Annotated in this window: 13 protein-coding genes; 4 read left to right on the top strand and 9 right to left on the bottom strand. The window is 72.4% G+C overall.

Going from position 1 to position 16,153, the window contains the following annotated elements; translation table 11 throughout:
- Positions 1-80: 80 nt before the first annotated feature.
- The 3 genes from EV567_RS13645 to EV567_RS13635 all read right to left on the bottom strand — a co-directional run bounded on the left by EV567_RS13645 (position 81) and on the right by EV567_RS13635 (position 4,548).
- Entirely contained in the window at positions 81-539 is a 459-nt protein-coding gene (locus EV567_RS13645; protein WP_130439687.1) for a hypothetical protein, read from the bottom strand.
- Positions 540-621: 82 nt separating this feature from the next.
- Complete coding sequence (locus EV567_RS13640) at positions 622-3,351, bottom strand: LuxR C-terminal-related transcriptional regulator (RefSeq protein WP_130439685.1); 2,730 nt, start codon at positions 3,349-3,351, stop codon at positions 622-624.
- Positions 3,352-3,462: 111 nt separating this feature from the next.
- Positions 3,463-4,548, bottom strand: coding sequence for an NAD(P)-dependent oxidoreductase (locus EV567_RS13635; protein ID WP_242620798.1), 1,086 nt, complete (start codon positions 4,546-4,548; stop codon positions 3,463-3,465).
- 246 nt (positions 4,549-4,794) lie between these two features.
- On the opposite strand from EV567_RS13635, the gene EV567_RS13630 reads away from it, so the two are divergent.
- Positions 4,795-5,619, top strand: coding sequence for a PhzF family phenazine biosynthesis protein (locus EV567_RS13630; protein ID WP_130439683.1), 825 nt, complete (start codon positions 4,795-4,797; stop codon positions 5,617-5,619).
- Between the two features lie 46 nt (positions 5,620-5,665).
- Here EV567_RS13630 and EV567_RS13625 read toward each other — a convergent pair whose 3' ends face one another.
- Both EV567_RS13625 and EV567_RS13620 read right to left on the bottom strand, forming a co-directional pair.
- On the bottom strand, positions 5,666-6,466 hold the full coding sequence (locus EV567_RS13625) for a CPBP family intramembrane glutamic endopeptidase (protein WP_130440595.1): 801 nt from the start codon (positions 6,464-6,466) through the stop codon (positions 5,666-5,668).
- Between the two features lie 508 nt (positions 6,467-6,974).
- On the bottom strand, positions 6,975-8,492 hold the full coding sequence (locus tag EV567_RS13620; RefSeq protein ID WP_130439681.1) for a glutamate-cysteine ligase family protein: 1,518 nt from the start codon (positions 8,490-8,492) through the stop codon (positions 6,975-6,977).
- 586 nt (positions 8,493-9,078) lie between these two features.
- Between EV567_RS13620 and EV567_RS13615 the strand changes: the two genes are divergently transcribed.
- The 3 genes from EV567_RS13615 (at position 9,079) to EV567_RS13605 (ending at position 11,530) form a co-directional block, all read left to right on the top strand.
- A complete protein-coding gene (locus tag EV567_RS13615) occupies positions 9,079-9,672 on the top strand; it encodes a hypothetical protein (protein ID WP_130439679.1) in 594 nt (197 codons plus the stop codon).
- Positions 9,673-10,023: 351 nt separating this feature from the next.
- Positions 10,024-10,230, top strand: a complete 207-nt coding sequence (locus EV567_RS13610; RefSeq protein WP_130439677.1) for a DUF5999 family protein — start codon at positions 10,024-10,026, stop codon at positions 10,228-10,230.
- A 256-nt stretch (positions 10,231-10,486) separates the two neighbouring features.
- The gene (locus EV567_RS13605; RefSeq protein ID WP_165430374.1) at positions 10,487-11,530 is read left to right on the top strand and encodes a LacI family DNA-binding transcriptional regulator; all 1,044 of its coding nucleotides are present in this window, start codon (positions 10,487-10,489) and stop codon (positions 11,528-11,530) included.
- A 33-nt stretch (positions 11,531-11,563) separates the two neighbouring features.
- On the opposite strand, the gene EV567_RS13600 is transcribed toward EV567_RS13605, so the two are convergent.
- The 4 genes from EV567_RS13600 to EV567_RS13585 form a co-directional block, all read right to left on the bottom strand.
- Positions 11,564-12,637, bottom strand: coding sequence for an endo-1,4-beta-xylanase (locus tag EV567_RS13600; RefSeq protein ID WP_130439673.1), 1,074 nt, complete (start codon positions 12,635-12,637; stop codon positions 11,564-11,566).
- Between the two features lie 74 nt (positions 12,638-12,711).
- Entirely contained in the window at positions 12,712-13,476 is a 765-nt protein-coding gene (locus EV567_RS13595; RefSeq protein ID WP_130440593.1) for a carbohydrate ABC transporter permease, read from the bottom strand.
- Positions 13,477-13,538: 62 nt separating this feature from the next.
- The gene (locus tag EV567_RS13590) at positions 13,539-14,558 is read right to left on the bottom strand and encodes a carbohydrate ABC transporter permease (RefSeq protein WP_130439671.1); all 1,020 of its coding nucleotides are present in this window, start codon (positions 14,556-14,558) and stop codon (positions 13,539-13,541) included.
- 6 nt (positions 14,559-14,564) lie between these two features.
- Positions 14,565-15,857, bottom strand: a complete 1,293-nt coding sequence (locus EV567_RS13585) for an extracellular solute-binding protein (protein WP_130439669.1) — start codon at positions 15,855-15,857, stop codon at positions 14,565-14,567.
- Between the last annotated feature and the right edge of the window lie 296 nt (positions 15,858-16,153).

The following is a 16,153-nucleotide window of genomic DNA, read 5'->3' as shown; positions in this document are numbered from 1 at the left end:
GCCGCGCGGCAGGTGATCGCAGAGGAGCGGCCGATCGGTCGGCATGCCGCCGCGCTGATCCGGCCATCGCCCGGGGAGGCTCAGACCAGACCAGCCGGATAGCCGTAGTGCGGGCCGCCGCGGACCAGTGCGCGCCAGGACTCCTCACCGCCGGAGCGGTCGGGGAAGGCCTGGACGCCGAAGCCGTGGGCAGCCTCGACGGTCAGGGCCCCCGCCACACCCTGGTGTACGGACCGAACCGTCGGACGGGCCTTCGCCAGGACGCGGTTCAGGATCGCGGCGCGGTCGTCGTACAGGGTGTCGAAGGTGTCGAACGCGTCCTCCCGCGCCCCACCGCGGACATACGACATGTCGCGCGAGCCCAGCACCACCCGGTCGTCACGCACGATCCGGAAGGCGCACTGAAGGTGCACCCCGATGTCCTCGCCGTGCGCGCCGGTCAGTTCCAGCACGCCCATGCCGGCCGCCCGACCGACCGAGCGGATCTCCGCCCCGGTCAGCAACTTCCGGACGTTCTCCGACTCCGCGTCAGCATCCACCGAACAACCCCCTGGCCTCCTCGACGAGCCGATCGTAGCGAGGAAGCCCGGTCTCACCGCCGACGGCCCGTGGTCGGGCAGGTCACAGGAGGCCCAGTTCCCGGGCGCGGCGGACGGCGTCGTTGCGGCGGTTCACCGACAGCTTGCGGTAGGCGCTCTTGAGGTGGGTCTTGACGGTGTTCACCGAGACGTAGAGGTCGCCGGCGATCTCCTCCGTGGACATCATCTGCGCGAGCCGCGCCAGCACGTCGCGTTCCCTGCCGCTGAGCTCCTCGACGACGGGCGGCCGGTCGGCGTCGTCCGGGGGTGTGCTCGCGCTCGCGGGAAGGAGCCAGCCCGCCGCGTACGGCCGCAGGGTCGCCGAGTCGAGATGGGGCCGGATCCACCCCCCGGCCTCCAGGAAGGGGCGGCGCAGCAGTTCACGGCGGGCCTCGCGGAGGGCCTGGGCGATGAGCCTGCACGCTCTCGCGGGGTCGCCGGCCGCGTCGGCGGCCTGTGCTCTCACCAGGGTGGCCCGTACGGTCACGGCGGGGCCGAAGCCGTCGTCGGGGCGCAGTCCGTCGAGCAGGTCCGCCGCGGCCGCGGGCCGGCCCGCGGCGAGCAGGGACCGTGCCGCCTGCACGGTGCAGGCCGGCTGGTCGTCGGAGACCGCGAGCAGCAGTTCGGCGGCGGCGTCCGGCCGCCCCTCGGCCAGGTGCGCGGCGGCGACGACGAGCGCCCGCTGCGCTGATGCCCAGGGGGATGCCGCTTCGGCCCGGACGGCTGACTCCACCGCCTGGAGCGCTGCCCGGGCGTCACCGCGCGCGAGACGCAGACGGGCGGTGACGGCGGCGCGGCAGGACGTCATGACGGGATCCCGCAGTGCGGGGTGCGCCTCGCCCGTCGCGTCGAGCAGGGCCTGAGCGCGGGCCGGTTCGCCGCGCTCCACGGCGACGGCGGCGAGGACCAGTCGCCCCATGCCGGAGCCGGACGGCTGGGGCAGGCCGAAGCGCTCCGTCTCGGCCAGTGCGGCCCTGGCCCTGCGTTCGGCCCTGCCGGGCCAGCCGTTCAGGTGGTCGATCAGGGCGAGGCGGCCGAGGGCGTCCTCACGTGGGAGCGCCGTCGAGGCGCCGCCGGGCGCGCCGGCCGCCGCGGCGAGGGCGTCGCGGGCGGCGTCGTAGTCGCCGGCCCACAGCCGGGCCGAGCCCAGGTGGGTCAGCAGGAGCGCGAAGAGTTCCGGATGCCTGTCCAGGAGCGGGCCGGGGACCTTCGTCCGCAGTTCCCCCGCTTCCTCCCCCGCCGCCTCGGCCCTGTCGGGCGAGCCGGCCAGCCGGGCGGCCAGCGCTTCGAGCAGGGCGCAGCCGAGCCGGGCGGCCGCCGCCTCGGACGGGTCGAGCGCGGGATGCTCCGCCTCGTACGGCGCTCCGGCGGCCCGGCGTTGCGCCGACGGGTCTTCCCGCGTGAGGCCGCGCCGAGCGCGGTCGAGGTGGGGCAGGCCGGCGTCGAGGTCGCCGCGGGCGAGTTCGCGGGCCGCCCGGACGAGGTCGGTGGCCGTGCTCCTGACCCCGGGGTCCATCCGGGAGAACAGCTCGGCCAGGTCGTCGGAGCGCAGACCGGTGAAGAACTGGCCGAGGGCGAGGTCGTCGACCAGGGCCCGCGCGCTGAACTCCCAGTCCCCCGCGGCCGCACCGTGGGTGAGGGTCTCGGTGAGGTGTCCGGAGCGGCGGAGCCATCGCGCGGCCCGCTGGTGGAGCACGGGCTCCAGGCCCGGGGAGCGCACCCGCAGATGGGCACGGAGGATCTCCCCGAACAGGGGGTGGAGACGGTAGGAGGCGTGTCCGAGATGCTCGACGAACGCGTTCTCCCGCTCCAGCGCGCTCAGGATGGGCTCGGCGTCGCCGCGGTGCGTCAGCGCGTTCGCGAGCTGTGGGTCGAAACGGTCGAGCACGCTCACCCGCAGCAGCAGGTCCTGGGTCTCGGCGCTCTGCCGCTTGAGCACCTCCGCGAGCAGGAAGTCCGCGACGGGGCTGCGGTCGGCCTCGAACTCCTTGAGGTACGTGTGCGGATCCGGGCTCTCCAGCGCCGCCATGGCGCACAGTCTCAGCCCCGCGGCCCAGCCGCCGGTCCGCTCCACCAGCGTGCGCGCCGCGTGCTCCGGCAGCCGCAGCCCGTGCAGGGCCAGCATCTCGGCCGTCTCCTGCGGGGTGAACGCCAGCTCCCCGCCCCTGATCTCGGTCAGTTCGCCCGCCGCCCGGTAGCGGTGCAGCGGCAGCAGCGGTTCGTTGCGCGTGACGAGGACGAGCCGCAGGCCGCCCCCCGCGTGGTGCAGGACGAACTCCAGCTGCTCCGCGATCTCCGGGTCGGTGACCCGGTCGTACTCGTCGAGCACCAAGGTCACCGGCCGCTCCCGGGCGCTGAGTCCGGCGGCGAGTCGCGTCAGCAGCGTGTGGGGCACGCGGCTCGGGTCCGCCGGACAGCCGACGTCGGCGGGCATCTCCGGCACGGAGGAGCGCAGCGCCTGGAGGAGGTAGGCCCAGAACATGCCCGGGCCTTGGTCCGCCTCGTCGGTGGTGAGCCAGGCGAGGCACTCCGGCCGCGCCGCGGCCCAGTCGGCGACCAGCAGGGTCTTGCCCGCCCCCGCGGCGCCGTTCACCATGGTCAGCGGCGTGTCCAGCGCCCGGTCGAGATGCTTGACCAGCCGCTCGCGCCGCAGGAAGGTCAGCGGCCGTGCCGGGACGGCGAACCGTGTGCGCAGATAGGGGTCTCCCAGTGGATCGGCGTACGACGGCGTCGACCGCGTACCGCTCTCACCGCTCTCCTCCAGCTCAGCCATGGCGTTCACCGCCCCTGGTCGTCAGGTCGTGGGCAGCGGTGCTCCCAGGATCCCAGCATCCGGCCGACACCGCGCTACCGCGGGCAACGGCGCAGGTCAGACCGGGTGAGATCAGGCCGGTCCGGACTCGGCGGGCGCCGCCACGAGGGCAGTCAGATGCTCGCGGTACCACCTCGCCGACCCCGCGAGCCTGGCCAGCGGGCCGGGGCCCGGCGTTTCCCGGGTCAGCCTCCATATGTGGTCGGACTGGTACCAGTGGTCCCGGCCGACCAGCGCGAACTGGCGTTCCGAGGCGCGGCCGGGGGCGGCCCGCAGGTGTTCCAGGCACCTGTGCCACGGCCAGTCGGCGGACGGGCGGGGCGGCAGGACGTCGGAGGCGGCCAGCCGCGCCAGCAAGTCGCCGATGCGGACGGGCTCCGGGTGGCCCACGTGGTACACGCCGGGCGGCACCTCGTGCGGGCCGACGGCGATCGCGGCGATCAGCCGGGCGAGGTCGCCGACGTCCACCACGGACAGCAGCGCCCGACCGCCGTCCCACTCGGCGGGCACCCGCTCCACGAGTTCCCGCAGCCCGGGGACGACCCAGCGGTCCCCCTCGCCCAGCACGATCCCGGGCCGCAGCACCGCGGCGCCCGCCTCCCGGGCGTAGGCCTCCCCGGCCAGTCTGGTCCTGCTCGCCGCGGAGACCGGCTCGGCGGGCACCTCGTCGACGGCGACGCCCCGGTGCGGGCCGGCGCCGTAGACCGCGGCCGTCGACAGGTGCACCACCCGGCGGACGCCGGCGCGCGCGGCCTCCGCCATCAGGGCGCGGGTGCCGTCCACGTTGACCGCCTCGCACCGCCGCTCGTCCCCGCCGACGTACGAGGCGAGGTGGACCAGCGTCCGCGCTCCCTCGCACAGCCCGCGCAGCCCGGCCGGGTCGGTCACGTCGCCGTGGAACCACTCGACGGGCAGGGCCGCCCCGCCCTCGGGGAGCCGGCGCACCAGCGCTCTCACGCGCGGCCGACCTGGGCCGGCCGGCAGCGCGGACAGCGCCCGCAGCGTGTGCGAGCCGATGAAACCGGTCGCGCCGGTCAGCACGACGGCGCCGGCCCCGCCGTCGCCTCCGGCGGCGCCGGCCGCGTCTGTCCCGCCTGCCCCGGTCCCGGCTGCCCCGCCGGTGTCCTCGCCTGTCATGCCGTTCACTGCCGCCCCCATGCCCCTCCCCCTCGCCCTGCCGCCACCCCGCCGTACGGTCGTACCGCCGCCGTACGCTCGTGCCGCCCCGTTTCCGTCTCCAGCCGTCCCCATCTCTGGCCGTCTTCCGCCTCTGGCCGTCATCCGCTCGAACGTCCCGGCTCAACCGGATGGTTCCGCCGCCGGGTCATGCGATCGGGTGAAAACGGTCCAGGCGTCGCGGATTGGCCTTGGTCCGCCGCTCGTCCCGCCCCCTACCGTCACCGCATGCGCATTCGAATCGTCGACGCCTTCGCCGACCGCCCCTTCTCCGGGAACCCGGCCGGGGTCCTCCTGCTCGACGCCTTCCCGGGCGACGACTGGCTCCAGGACGTGGCCATGGAGGTCAACCACGCCGAGACGGCGTTCGCGCATCCGCTGCCCGCGGGCGGTGGGGCGGACTGGGCGCTGCGCTGGTTCACGCCCGTCGCCGAGGTGGCGATGTGCGGCCACGCCACGCTCGCCACCGCCCACGTGCTGCACTCCACGCGCGCGCACGAGGGCCCGGTGCGGTTCGCGACGCGCAGCGGCGTCCTCGCCGCGACGCCCGCCGAGGACGGCTCGATCACCCTGGACTTCCCGACCGCGCCGCTCACGCGCGTGGAGATCGCGGAAGGCGTCGGCGAGGCTCTCGGCGCACGACCGCTCGCCGCGTTCGACACGGGGCCGAACGTAGGGGACCTGCTGGTCGAACTCGCCGACGAGAAGACGGTCCACGCGCTCGCCCCCGACCTCAGGTCACTCGGCGCACACTCCGCGCGCGGGGTGATCGCCACCGCCCGAGCCGAGGATCCCGAGCGCGGCTACGACTTCGTCTCCCGCTGCTTCTTCCCGAACGTGGGCATCGACGAGGATCCGGTCACCGGCAGCGCCCACACCGCCCTTGCGCCCTACTGGTCCGAGCGGCTGGGCCGCCCCGAGCTCACCGGTCTTCAGGCCTCGCGCCGCTCCGGTCTCGTACGCACGAGCCTGCGCGGCGAGCGCACCTTGCTGAGCGGCCGCGCGTTCACCGTCATCGAGGGCGACCTGCTGGCCCCCGAACCCGCCCGCTGACCGCGCCCCGCGCCCCACCGCGGCGCCGCACGACATCGGGCGCGCCTCACGCCACCGGCAGCCACGACACCTTCCCCGCCAGCAGCGCGTAGCCGACGAACGCGCCGATGTCGAGCAGTGAGTGCGCCACCACCAAAGGGCCGACGCGGCCCCACCGCCGGTACAGGAACACGAACACCACGCCCATCACCATGTTGCCGACGAAGCCGCCGATGCCCTGGTAGAGGTGGTACGAGCCGCGCAGTACGGAACTGGCCGCCAGCGACCCCGTCGGGCTCCAGCCCAACTGGTCGAGCCGGCGCAGCAGATAGCCGACGACGATGACCTCTTCCAGGATGGCGTTCTGCATCGCGGAAAGGATCAGCACCGGGAACTTCCACCACACGTCCGGCAGCGCCTCCGGCACCACCGTGAGGTTGAAGCCGAGTTGCCGCGCCGCGAGGTAGAACGCGATGCCGGTGCTGCCGATCCCTGCCGCGACGGCGGCGCCCCGGCCCAGGTCCGGCCACGGCCGGTTGCGGTCGAAGCCGAGGGTGCGCAGTCCCTGGCCCTCGCGCATCAGGAGGTGAGCGACGAGGGCGACGGGGATCAGCGCCGTGGTGATCCCGAAGAGCTGCCAGGCGAGATCGAGCCAGGGGCGGCCGGGCGCGGCCGAGGCGTTGAGGGTCGCGGCCTGGTCCTTCAGGCCTCCGGGTTTTGTGACCGATCCGACAAAGCTGATCAGTGCGGACACTCCGCTCGCACCGAGCGAAAGCCCCAGGACGAGCAGCGTCTCGTCCCGGAGGATCCGTCGTGTGAGCGGCCGTTGGGGAAAGGAACCGGCCACCGCGCCCGTCTCCACCTGCACACCTGCCTCCAGTTGCGTACGGGGGCGCATCACCGCCTCGCACGCCATGCCGCCGGACGGGACCGGCGTTCAGGTCGACAGGGAGGGGCACCACCGCCATGGGACGTCACAGCTTGCCCGATCAGCACGGGGCGGGCGGCAGCGACCCCCGTGTTCGCGCGCAGACGGCGAAGGCCCGGGCGGGCCGGCGAAGACGTGAACACGGGTGGAGTCGGCGAGCGCGGCGTCGCGGGACGACGGGTCACGGCCGGCCATGGCGAATCAGGCGCGGGACACGAGCGGGCTGCCGACGCTGACGTGCTCGACGCGCCGTCGCCCGACGCGGACCACAGAAACGCCCGGCAGCCGCACGCCGACGGAGGCGGAAGGCCGACCGTGCGCGCCCCCACCGTCCAAAGCCGCGGGGAGACCGCGCGCTCCGCACAGGGGCGTGGGGAACGGCACGGACGGCCTCCCAGGCAGCCGCACCCGGCCCGACGGTTCCGCCGGGCCGGGGGACGTCAGCCCGTCATCCCGCCGGCACCGGCTCCGGCAAGCCCACCGGCCAGGTGTGCGCCGGCTCGCCCTGGTGGGACAGTTCGGCGTAGCGGCGGGTGGTGGCGGCGAGGGCCGCCTCGCGGGACATACCGGCCTCGAGCGCCCGGTGGAACGTCTCCACCTGCCAGCTCGCCCCGTTGGTGCGCCGTCGGCACCGCTCCTCGATGATGCCGAGGTAGTGGTCGCGGTCGGCGGGCTCCACTCCCCACGCGTCCAGTCCGGCCTCGGCCAGCGGCAGCAGCTCCTCGCGGACGAGACTCACCACGTCGACCTCGGCCGTGCCGCCGAGCCGCCCGCGCCGCGGCCACTGCAGCCGGGCGTCGATGCCGTGCCGGCAAGCGGTGTCGAAGTTGGCGGCGGCGGTCTCGAACGGCATACGCGTCCACACCGGACGGGAGTCCTCGGCGAGGGCGCGGACGAGGCCGTAGTAGAAGGCCGCGTTGGCGACGACGTCTGAGACGGTGGGCCCGGCGGGCAGCACCCGGTTCTCCACCCGCAGGTGCGGGAGGCCGTCGGCGATGCCGTACACGGGGCGGTTCCAGCGGTAGACGGTGCCGTTGTGCAGCACGAGCTCGGCGAGCTTGGGGACGCCGCCCGCGTCCAGGACCTCCAGCGGGTCCTCGTCGTCGCAGATCGGCAACAGCGCCGGGAAGTAGCGCAGGTTCTCCTCGAACAGTTCGTACGCCGAGCTGATCCACCGCTCCCCGAACCAGGTCCGCGGTCGCACGCCTTGCGCCTGGAGCTCCGGCGGGCGGGTGTCGGTGGCCTGCTGGAAGACCGGCGGGCGGGACTCGCGCCACAGTTCGCGGCCGAAGAGGAACGGTGAGTTGGCGCCGACGGCCACCTGGACGGCGGCGACGGCCTGGGCCGCGTTCCACACGTCTGGGAACCGGGACGGCGTCACCTGGAGGTGCAACTGCACGGAGGTGCAGGCCGCCTCGGGGACGATCGACTTCGACGTGCACGACAACCGCTCGACGCCGTCGATGTCGAGGGCGAACTCCTCACCGCGGGCCGCGACGATCTGGTCGTTGAGAAGCGTGTAGCGGTCGACGTCGGAAAGGTTGGAGGTGACGAGGTCGTCACGGTCCAGGGTCGGCAGAATGCCGATCATCACGATTCCCGCATCGACCTCTCCCGCCTTTCGGTGGGCATATGCCAGCGACGTGCGGAGTTCCTCGGCAAGCCGGTCGAATACCCGCCCACCCAACCGGTGGGGAGCTATGTTCACTTCCAGGTTGAACATGGCGAGTTCTGTTTGGAAATCACGGCTGGCGATCCTCTCCAGCACTTCTCCATTCAGCATTTTCGGCAGCCCGTCGGCACCCGCGAGATTCAGTTCGATCTCGAGCCCCATGAGGTTCTTGGGGCGGTCGAAGCGCTGCTGAGCCAGGAGCCGCTCCAGCCCCGTGAGGCACTGCCGCAGCTTGTCGCGGTAGCGCTGCCGATCGGACAGGTCGAACCCGCCTGCCACGACCTTCTCCCCCATCGAAGCTTCCCTCCTCGCGTGGCGGGCCGGTGGTCCGGCCGCCGGATGTCCCGGGGTCACGTGGGATGATGCCCAGCCTTCCCGATCGATAACGTCCCCGCCGGGCCGCGCCGACCGCTAACCTGAGCGGAGGTGACCGGAGGCACATTCACGGGGCATGCGGCAGAACGCTGTTTCAGCGCCGTTTCATCACCGGTTCCCCGGATGAACAACTCGTGAAAAACGACGACACGAATAGGCCGACCGCGCTGTCGCCATATCCCGAGGTCACAGCCCCGCGTCCTGCTCTGAATCGGGATGATTCACGCGTACTGTCGACCGAATAGACTCTTGCCGGGTGCCCCGGGACCGGCTAGTCGAAACACAGTATGAACACGTGTCGTATAAACTCCGCGAACAAGGCAGAGAAGGTGGGCGCCCTCGGTCGAAGGAGCCTGTCGTTCCGTCGTGGCGACGGACGGCAGGCCGCACGTGTCTCCGGTTCCCTCACCCCGGCCACCACCTCTGTGACCTTCCCCGAGAGCTGACAGCGCCGTCCGCCCCCGCCCTCGTGCCACCGTGCCTGTCGAATGAGAGGCGACCCACCATGCCGCTGCATGTCCCCCCGGCTCCCGCGCCCGCCCTGCGCTCCGTCCTCACAGCCCTTGCCTCGCCCACCGCGGTCAGTGAGGCGAGGACCCCCTCCCTGCGCGACGCCGAGGGGCCGGCCGTTCCCGAACTCCCCCTGCCCCTGCATGTGCTGGACCGGATCACCCCCGAGGGCGTGTCAGCGACCCGGCTGGCCGGCTGGCGGTTCCTGATCCGCTGCGGCGACCGGGCGGTCGCCGCGGCCGAGACCCGGCTCACGGCGGACGGCTGGGCGTTCTCGCACTTCTTCGAGGGCCCGTACATCGCCTCCACCGAACGGGCCCTGCGGCAGGCCGAGTCGACGCCCCAGCCGTACCAGGCGAGACTGCTGTCCGTGCCCGGCCTGTACATGCTCACCCTGTGGCTGCACGGCGACTGCGCCTCCGACGGCGTCACCGGGCACCCCGCGGCGACCGATCTGCTGGTGCCGCTGGCCCCCGCGCCGCCCGGGATCGCCGCCCACCGACCGCACCGGGTCGCCGAGTTGCTGCCGGTGCTGACCCTGCGGGTGACCCCGCCGACCCCCCTGCTCGGCTCCCCCACCCCGGCCTGACCACCCCCTGACCGCCTCACCGTGCCCCGCCCCCACACCCCCGGGGCGGGGCACGGCACTGTTCGCGATCACGCGTCTAGCCCCATCGGGCCACCCGAAACCACCCGAAGGGACGGTGCGGTGGGGATGAACCGCCCGCGTGGGTGATGCGTCATGAACCTGTGAGAGGCGGTGCAGCGAAATACCTGCGGATCGACGCCCGTGGGGCAACACTGGGTTCCGACCGACTTATCACAACGGGGGGCGGCCTTGAACGACGTTTCACGCCGCGGGACAGACGCGACACACTGGACCGACGCGATACACGCGACAGACACCTCACATCTCACGACAGAGCGAAAGATCCCCGCCATGTGCCAGCACAAGCCACCGTGCCCGACAGCCGACTCCGCCGACCGGGAATCCGCCCGTCTCCTGGCGCACCACCCGGAGCAGGGCTGGAGCCTGCTGTGCAACGGCGTCCTGCTCTTCGAGGACACCGGTGAGCTCCTGCCCGACGGCCAGATCATCGCGCCGCACCGCCCGCTGGACGCCGGCCGCGTGGCCACCGCCGCCTGAGGCCTGTCAGGCGGACGAACCCCCGGGGCTCGTCCCCGGAGCCTGTCCGGGCGGCGTCGGGCGACGTCGGCCGGTGTACTGAGGGGCCGGACCGCAGCCGCCGCTGCGCACCGGCCCCGACGCGCGTCCGGGGCCGGTCACGGGCGGTAGCCGACCGATTCCCCCCTCTGCCCGCCTTCCCCCGACCGCCCACTTTCCGGAAGACTTCTGGAAGTTTCGCGGCGGCGCCCGCAGCGGCGCGACGGAGGTGGGGGAAGTGACAACGGACGAGACGGCGCCCGCGCCCCGGGGCAAGGTCACCATCACGGAAATCGCCCGGCGGGCCGGCGTCTCGGTGCCGACGGTCTCCCGGGTGGTCAACGGCCGCTCCGACGTGGCGCCCGAGACCCGGGCCCGGGTCGAGGACCTGCTGCGCCTGCACGGTTACCGCAAGCGTCCCGCCCCCTCCGCGCCGGCCCGCGCCACCCTGCTCGACCTGGTCTTCAACGACCTCGACAGCCCCTGGGCGGTGGAGATCATCCGCGGTGTGGAGGAGGCCGCGCACGCGGCCGGCGCGGGCACCGTGGTGTCGGCGATCCACGGGCGTTCGGGCGACGCCCGGGAGTGGCTGCGCAACCTGCGCGCCCGCGCCTCCGACGGCGTCATCCTCGTCACCTCGGCCCTGGAGCCCACTCTGCACGAGCAGTTGCGCATCCTGGGGGTACCGCTCGTGGTGGTCGACCCGACCGGCTCGCCGGCCTTCGACACCCCCACCATCGGCGCCGCCAACTGGTCGGGCGGCCTGGCCGCGACCGAGCACCTGCTCTCCCTCGGCCACCGCAGGATCGGCCTGATCGCCGGTCCGCCCCGACTGCTGTGCTCCCGCGCCCGGTTCGACGGCTACCGGGCGGCCCTGGAGGCGGCGGGCCTCGGCGTCGACGAGTCGCTGGTCGTGACGGGCGACTTCCGCCCCGAGTCGGGGTGCACCGGATGCACCGCCCTGCTCGACCTGCCCGAGCCGCCGACAGCGCTGTTCGCGGCCAGCGACCAGATGGCCCTCGGCGCGATCGAGGCGCTGCGCCGGCGCGGACTGCGGGTGCCGGAGGACATGAGCGTGGTCGGTTTCGACGACCTGCCCGAAGTGCGCTGGTCCGCACCGCCGTTGACCACCGTGCGGCAGCCCCTGGCCGACATGGGCACGCTCGCCGTGCGCACGGTGCTGCGCCTGGCCCGCGGCGAGCAGCCGGACTCGCCGCGGGTGGAGCTGGGCACGGAGCTGGTGGTGCGCTCCAGCACCGCACCGCCGACTACGGCACAGTGAAAACCCAGTCTGGTCAAGCCCTTTGAGGGGGCCTCAGCGCCGCTTCAACGCCTCTCGGATCGCGTGGTACGCCGGCTTCGGCGCGAACTGCTCGTCCCACGGCAGGGCCGCCCCCTCGCCGGGGAAGAACGCCGGGATCCACGAGTATTTGTCGGTCCAGTCCCAGACGGTGATGCCGACGCACCGCCGCACCGCGAGGCACGCCTTGGTCAAGTCCCGGTACCAGTCGGCCTGTTGCGCCAGCTTTTCCTCCGTCGCGGGCAGCAGCATCCGTACGTCGACCTCGGTGAGCGCGGTGTCCAGGCCGAGGCGGGCGAAGCGGCGGAGGTTGTCCTCAAGGGTGGTCGGATAGCCGTACTGGAGCGCCAGGTGCGCCTGGAGGCCGAAGCCGTGGAGGGGGACGCGCTGGGCCCTGAGCTGCTTGGCGAGGGCGTAGTAGGCGTCGCTCTTCGGGCCGACGGCCTCGACGTTGTAGTCGTTGACGTAGAGCCTGGCCTTGGGGTCGGCCTCGTGGGCCCAGCGCAGCGCGTCGGCGATGTAGCCGGGGCCGAGCGTCTTGTAGAAGAGCGACTCGCGCCAGGTGCCGTCCTCGTTGAAGGCCTCGTTCACGACGTCCCAGGCGTAGATCTTGCCCCGGTAGTGGCGCACCTCGGTCTGGATGTGGTTCTTCAGCACGGCCCGCAGCTCGTCGGCCGTCCACTGCCGGCTCGTCAGCCAGCCGGGCAGCTGGTTGTGCCAGACCAGGGTGTGGCCGCGCACCTTCTGCCGGTTGGCGCGGGCGAACTCCACGACCTCGTCGCCCTTGGAGAAGTCGAAGACGCCCTGCCGGGGTTCGGTGGCCTCCCACTTCATGCTGTTGCCGGGGGTGATCATGCCGAACTCGTGGCCGAGGATCTTCGTGTAGGCGGTGTCGGTGAGCACGGGGTTGTCGGTGGCGCTGCCGAAGTAGCGGCCGTGGCGCTGCGCCAGGTCGCCGAGGGTCTTCGCGTGGTGCTGCTCGCCCGCCTGGGCGGCGGGGCCGCCGGCGGTTCCGGCGGCGACGAGCAGGGCGGCGAGGGCTCCGGCGAATCCGAGCCGGAGACGGGAGGGGCGGGTGGTGCTGGGCATGGTGCGACTCCTCACGGTGCGGGGTGTGGGTGAGCCGTACGACGGTGCTGGTGCCGTGCGTGCGCGGGCGGCCGTCATCCCTTGCTGGCGCCGGCGGTGAGCCCGCCGACGAGCTGGCGCTCGGCGACGGAGTAGAGGGCCAGGGCCGGGACCATGGCGAGGACCAGATAGGCGAAGACACGGGCGTACTCCGCCGAGTACTGGCCCTGGAACTGCTGGACGCCGATCGGGATCGTCCACCAGGTGGAGTCGGTGAACACCAGCAGCGGCAGGAGGAAGTTGTTCCAGCTGCCGACCACGGCGAGGACGGAGACCGTGCCGAGGGCGGGGCGGGCCATGGGCAGCAGGATCCGCCAGAAGAAGCCGAGCGGGCCGCAGCCGTCGATGGTGGCCGCCTCCTCCAGCTCGGCCGGGATCTCCCGGAAGAAGCCGCGCAGGATGACGATGGTCATCGGCAGCCCGAACGCGGCCTGCGGCAGGATCACGCCGAGGGGGTTGTCGAGCAGGTCCAGCGAGCGCAGAAGCAGGAAGAGGGGCAGGGCGGCGACCGCGAAGGGGAACATCAGCCCCATCGTGAACAGGGTGAACAGCGCCTCCCGGCCGCGGAAGGCGAAGCGGGCGAAGGAGAACGCCGCGAGCGCGGACACCGCGACCACGAGGAGGGTCGTGCCGACGGCGATCAGGGTGCTGCTGCCGAGCAGCCTCCAGAAGTCGCCGCCGCCGAGGATGTCGGTGTAGTTGGAGGTGACCCAGGTGTCGGGCAGTCCGACGGGGTTGCGGGAGAGCTCGTCGGTGGACTTGAAGCCGGACAGCACGGCGTAGAGAAGGGGCACGACCATCACCGCCGCGACGGCGACGAGGACGACGTGCAGCGGAAGCGTACGTCCGGACTTGCGGGCGCTCACGAGCCGCCTCCTCGCAGGGTCGTGGTGGCGCCCTCGAGGTCCCGGCGGAGCACGAACCGCTGGTAGGCGAGGGCGAAGACGAGGCAGACGGCGAACATCGCCACGCTGATCGCGCTGGCGTAGCCGACCTGGTAGCGCTTGAAGCCGTACTGGAACATGGTCACGGCCATCGTCTCGGAGTGGTGGTCGGGGCCGCCCGCGGTGGTGACCCAGACCAGGTCGAACAGCTGGATCGCGCCGATGACGGACAGGAAGACGCTGATGCGCAGGGTCGGGCCGAGCAGCGGCAGGGTGATGTGCCGGAACCGCTGCCAGGGCCCGGCCCCGTCGATGAGGGCCGCCTCGGTCAACTCGGCCGGGATGGACTGGAGTCCGGCCAGGTAGAGCATCATGTGGAAGCCGAAGTACTTCCATGTCATGACGAGGAACAGGGTGGCCATGACGGTGGACGGGTCGGCGAACCACTGGCCGCCGGCGCCGTCCAGGCCGACCGCGTCGAGCACCTGGTCGGCGAGGCCGTCGTCCGGGGCGAAGATCATGCCGAACAGCACACCGGTGATCGCCTCGGAGAGGATGTAGGGCGCGAAGAACAGCATCCGGTATGCGGCCCGGCCGCGGATGCGCTGGTTGAGGGCGACGGCCAGGGCGAGGGCGAACGGCAGTTGCAGGGCGAGGGAGAGCAGGACCAGGACCAGGCAGCGCCACAGGTCGCCCAGGAACACCGGGTCCTTGAAGAGCCGGGTGAAGTTGTCGGCGCCGACGAAGTCCTCGGGCATGCCGAAGCCGCCCCAGCGGAAGAACGCCGCGTACAGCGCGAACAGCATCGGCAGCAGTACCAGCACGCCGAACAGCGCAAGCGCGGGAGCCTGGAGGCCGACGGCGGTCAGCCAGTTCGACGTCCGCCGCCGTGCCCGGCCCCGGGCCGCCGCCTCGAAGGCGGCGGTCGCCGGGCCGTCGTCGGGGCCGTTGCGCTCGCCGGGGCCCTTGCGCTCGTCCGGGAGGAAGGTCGAGGTCATCGCGGCCTACTGCTCTTCCTTCGCGACCTTGGTGATCGACTCCGTGACCTGCTGCGCTGAGCGGGACCCCGCGATGAGGGCGGCGACGCTGTCGTTGACCTCCTGGCCGACGGCGGGCGCGTACGCCTGGTCCAGGTAGAGCTGGAAACCGGTGGCCGCCTTCAACTGGGCCTGTACGGCTTTGAGGTTGGGGTCGGTGAGGGCGCTCTCTGCGGCGGGGACGACGGGCAGCGCGCCGGTCTTCTTGACCAGTTCGGTGTCGGTGGCGGCGGAGGCGAAGAACTTCAGGAAGTCGACGGCCGCTTGTGGCGCGCCCGCGCGCAGGGCGTGGCCGCCGCCCCCGCCGAAGACCTCGGTGAGGGCGCCTTTGCCTCCGCCGACCTCCGGGAACGGGAAGAAGCCGAGGTCGGCGCCGAGCCCCTTGCCCGCGTCGGCCTGCACCTGGGGCGCCCACTGGCCCATGAGTTCCATCGCGGCCTTGCCGTTGCCGACGGCGGCGGCCTGGCCTGCGGGGGTGGAGTAGGCGGCGCCGAGGAAGCCCTTCTGGAACGGCTGGAGATCCACGAGTTCCTGGAGGTGCTGCCCGGCCTGGACGAACCCTTCCCCGGTGAAGTCCTTGCTTTCGTTGGCCTTTTGGAGGGCGTCGATCCCGGCGGTGCGCATCGCGAGGTAGGCCCAGTAGTACATGCCGGGCCACTTCTCCTTGCCCGCCAGGGCGAGCGGAGTGATGCCGGCGGACTTCAGCTTCCGTACGGCGTCGAGGAATCCGCTCCAGGTGGTGGGGGGCGCTGCGATGCCGGCCCGCCGGAAGAGGGCCTTGTTGTACCAGAAGCCGATCATGCCGATGTCGAACGGGATGCCGTAGACCTTCTCGTCGACCAGGTAGGGCTTCGTGGCCACCGGGAGCAACCCCTGCGACCAGTCCTTGGTGCGGTCGGTCAGGTCGTCGACGAGTCCGGCGTCGACCTGCTGCTTGAGGACGCCACCGCCCCAGGTGTGGAAGATGTCGGGGAGCTTGCCCGAGGCGGTCAGCGCCGTCATCTTCGACTTGTAGGCGTCGTTCTCCAACTGGACTATTTTGACCTTGACTTGGGGATTCTGCTTCTCGAACTGCCGGGCGAGGCGGGCCCACACGTCCTTGGCCGGCTGGGTGGTGGAGATGTTCCACCACTCGATCGTGGTCGTCCCCGACGACCCTGAGTCCGAGCCGCCGCCGCAGGCGCTCAGTGCCGTCATGCCCACACCGGCCGCGGCGGAGGCCGCCAGGAAGCCTCGGCGGGAGAGTGCCGGGTCGCCCATGGTGCGCTCCTTGGGTACGGGACGGCCCCCACGACCGTCCAGCGAGATCGAAAGTTTCGAAGCTGATCCAGAAAGGTTCGCTGCTGCCGCACCCTAGAGACAGGCTCCGACGGGTGGCAACCCCTTGAACACAGCGAATCCGCCGACGGTCGGGACCGTACGGCGGATCATCTCGCTGATCCCGCCGCCAGGGGACGAGATACGAGCCGTGAAGGGCGGTGCGCGAAGCGGGCGAAACATTCGCTCTCTTCAGCGAACTTTCCGAGGGTGACCCGGGCGCGCACGGCGCACCGATA

The organism is Streptomyces sp. BK239 (genome assembly GCF_004217285.1).
Classification (GTDB): Bacteria; Actinomycetota; Actinomycetes; order Streptomycetales; family Streptomycetaceae; genus Streptomyces.
The sequence above is the reverse complement of the archived record's forward strand: the minus strand, read 5'-3'. Positions and strand labels throughout refer to the sequence as shown.

Bases quoted from the DNA above. Each gene is read 5' to 3' on its own strand.
- EV567_RS13640 (WP_130439685.1), bottom strand. From the start codon at position 3,351: ATGGCTGAGCTGGAGGAGAGCGGTGAGAGCGGTACGCGGTCGACGCCG.
- EV567_RS13635 (WP_242620798.1), bottom strand. From the start codon at position 4,548: ATGGGGGCGGCAGTGAACGGCATGACAGGCGAGGACACCGGCGGGGCA.
- EV567_RS13630 (WP_130439683.1), top strand. From the start codon at position 4,795: ATGCGCATTCGAATCGTCGACGCCTTCGCCGACCGCCCCTTCTCCGGG.
- EV567_RS13620 (WP_130439681.1), bottom strand. From the start codon at position 8,492: ATGGGGGAGAAGGTCGTGGCAGGCGGGTTCGACCTGTCCGATCGGCAG.
- EV567_RS13615 (WP_130439679.1), top strand. From the start codon at position 9,079: ATGCCGCTGCATGTCCCCCCGGCTCCCGCGCCCGCCCTGCGCTCCGTC.
- EV567_RS13610 (WP_130439677.1), top strand. From the start codon at position 10,024: ATGTGCCAGCACAAGCCACCGTGCCCGACAGCCGACTCCGCCGACCGG.
- EV567_RS13600 (WP_130439673.1), bottom strand. From the start codon at position 12,637: ATGCCCAGCACCACCCGCCCCTCCCGTCTCCGGCTCGGATTCGCCGGA.
- EV567_RS13595 (WP_130440593.1), bottom strand. From the start codon at position 13,476: ATGGTCGTGCCCCTTCTCTACGCCGTGCTGTCCGGCTTCAAGTCCACC.
- EV567_RS13590 (WP_130439671.1), bottom strand. From the start codon at position 14,558: ATGACCTCGACCTTCCTCCCGGACGAGCGCAAGGGCCCCGGCGAGCGC.
- EV567_RS13585 (WP_130439669.1), bottom strand. From the start codon at position 15,857: ATGGGCGACCCGGCACTCTCCCGCCGAGGCTTCCTGGCGGCCTCCGCC.